4 protein-coding genes are annotated in these 2254 nt (G+C 64.1%); 1 reads left to right on the top strand and 3 read right to left on the bottom strand.

Going from position 1 to position 2254, the window contains the following annotated elements; genetic code table 11:
* Positions 1–423: 423 nt before the first annotated feature.
* A complete protein-coding gene (locus EN879_RS32655; protein WP_013528816.1) occupies positions 424–786 on the bottom strand; it encodes a YkvA family protein in 363 nt (120 codons plus the stop codon).
* Between the two features lie 123 nt (positions 787–909).
* Positions 910–1206 (bottom strand): 4a-hydroxytetrahydrobiopterin dehydratase, encoded by a 297-nt coding sequence (locus EN879_RS32650; protein WP_063169551.1) that lies wholly within the window; start codon positions 1204–1206, stop codon positions 910–912.
* A gap of 50 nt (positions 1207–1256) precedes the next feature.
* Here EN879_RS32650 and EN879_RS32645 point away from each other — a divergent pair, with 50 nt between their 5' ends.
* Positions 1257–1775 carry a low molecular weight protein-tyrosine-phosphatase gene (locus tag EN879_RS32645; protein ID WP_013528818.1) on the top strand — a complete coding sequence of 173 codons (519 nt, stop codon included), beginning with the start codon at positions 1257–1259 and terminating at the stop codon, positions 1773–1775.
* On the opposite strand, the gene thpR is transcribed toward EN879_RS32645, so the two are convergent.
* A partial coding sequence (gene thpR, locus EN879_RS32640) for an RNA 2',3'-cyclic phosphodiesterase (RefSeq protein WP_127274546.1) occupies positions 1679–2254 on the bottom strand: 576 nt, incomplete at its 5' end. The two genes, EN879_RS32645 and thpR, sit on opposite strands and share 97 nt — an antisense overlap.

Raw genomic sequence — 2254 nt, 5'->3', positions numbered from 1 at the left:
GGTCAGGACATAGCAGACCTTGCCGCCCGATGCCTGGTAGCTGTAGGTGCCCCAGGCATTGTGCTGGCCGATCTTGGTCGCCGACTGCGCCAGTGCCGGCGCTGCCACGGCCACCAGGGCCAGACTCGAAACTATCGCAATCAATCCGCGCATCGCTTTTCCCGTATTCCAAATGGTGCGGAGGCAGGCCGGCTTGGCGTCCTGCCCGTCGCTTCATTTTGATTTAATCTGGGTTACCAAACGGTGAATTTCCGAAGAGAAAAGGACCCTCACCCCGAGGAAACCGCCACCATACCCGCGCCGCCGCCCTGCGAGCGGGTGGCGCGACATCCCTTTGGCGACTTGAAGGCCACGAAAGCGGCAAGAGTTTGACTTTTTACGCTGTCGCCGAAAGCCGGCTTCAACGGCGTTCCGCGCGCGTGTTCAGCCCTTCTCGGCCATGGCGTCCCTGGCGGCCTGCCGGTGCGCAGTGGTGATGTGGGCACTGACGGCGGTGATCGCGGCGGTGAGCACAGCGATGTCGTCGGTGAAGCCAAGCCCGAAGACGAAGTCGGGGATGACATCCACCGGCAGCACGAAATAGCCGAGCGCGGCCAGCAGAATGCCCTTGGCGCGCAGCGGCGTGTTCTTGTCCATGGCGCAATAATAGGCGGCCACGACCTCTTCCATGAAGGGGATCTGCCGCGCGGCCTTCTTGGCTGTGCGCCAGAATTTCTCGCGCACTTCGCTCTCGTCTGACGGCTTGCCGCCAAAGCCGAAGAAATCAAAACCGGATTGTTGCGCCATCAGTCTCTCCTTGCGGGGCTCATGCGCATCCGGCGCCTGCCCCGCGGGGGAAAATGTGGTGAAACCCGACCCCCGCTACAAGATGCCGGTGCCGATTTGGGCCTGCCGAGGCGATACCAGGCCTCAGGCGCCGGCAAAACGGTTCATTTTCGTGGCCAGATCGATATCGAGCGCAGTGACGCCGCCGGCGTCGTGGGTGTTCAGCGTCACGTCGACGGTCTTGTAGACATTCGACCAGTCGGGATGATGATCCATCGCCTCGGCGGCAAGCGCGACGCGGGTCATGAAGGCGAAAGCCTCGGAGAAATTCGCGAAGGTGAATGTGCGCTTGATGGAGGCGCCGTCTTCCGCCAGCGCCCAGCCGTCGAGGCCCGTCAATGCGGCTTCAGCGGCTTGCCTGCCCAGTTTCTCTCTCGCCATGTCCCTATCCTGTGCTATTCGAAAACGACCCTCACCATAGCGACGGATCGATGAGCGCGAAGCCTATAAATTCCATTCTCTTCGTCTGCCTCGGCAACATCTGCCGGTCGCCGCTGGCGGAAGGTGTCTTCCGCGCCGTTTGGGCCGAGCGCGGGTCGGCCCGGGATATCCTGCTCGATTCGGCGGGAACCAGTGACTGGGAGGCCGGCTCTGCCCCCGATCGACGCGCGATCGCGGTCGCCATGCGGCACGGCGTCGACATTTCCGGGCAGAGGGCGCGCAAGGTCACGCCGCAGGACCTCCACCGTTTCGACCTGATCCTTGGCATGGACCGGTCGAATGTCGCTGACCTGAAGGCGCTGGCGCCGGCGGCCGTGCAGGACCGTATCCATCTGTTCCTGGAATTCGCGCAGGGAAAGGCACGCGACGTGCCGGATCCTTATCATGACGAGGCAGAAGCCTTCGCTTCCGCCTATCGCATGATCCGCGAGGCGTCGGAGGCGCTGGCGACAAGGCTGGAGGCGCGGGCGTCCGTGCCTGACAGCGGCCAGGCTTCCTCGACGATGTAGGGTCCGCCGCCGACCGAATCGCGCGACGACATCAAAACGAAACGGCCGATGCGGAACGGCAGCGTCGAGAAATTGCCGCGCGCCGACAGATATTGGGCAACGTCCAGCGGGGTCGAATTGCGCAAGCGCGCCAGCGTCACATGCGGCATGAATTTGCGCGGGTCGGCCGGGATGCCGAGCCGCTGGCAGATGCGGTCGACCTCACCTTGAAGGGCGGCCAGATCGGGCGAGGCGGAAGCGCCCGCCCATACCGCATGCGGCTTCTTCTGGCCGAAAGCGCCGACGCCGGTCAGCGCCAGCGAGAAAGAAGGGCGGTGGACGCGGTCGAGCGCGTTGGCGATCTCGTCGGCGACATGGCCGGGAACATCGCCGATGAAGCGCAGCGTCAGATGGTAGTTTTCGACGTCGATCCAGCGAGCTCCCGGCAAGCCGCCCCGCAGCAGGGACAGCGAAAGGGCAGCGTCACGCGGAATTTCGAG

Origin of the sequence: Mesorhizobium sp. M7A.F.Ca.AU.002.02.1.1 (genome assembly GCF_003998535.1) — a bacterium.
Taxonomy (GTDB): Bacteria; Pseudomonadota; Alphaproteobacteria; order Rhizobiales; family Rhizobiaceae; genus Mesorhizobium; species Mesorhizobium ciceri.
Note: the sequence above shows the minus strand (reverse complement) of the source record. Positions and strands in the feature narration are given on the sequence as shown.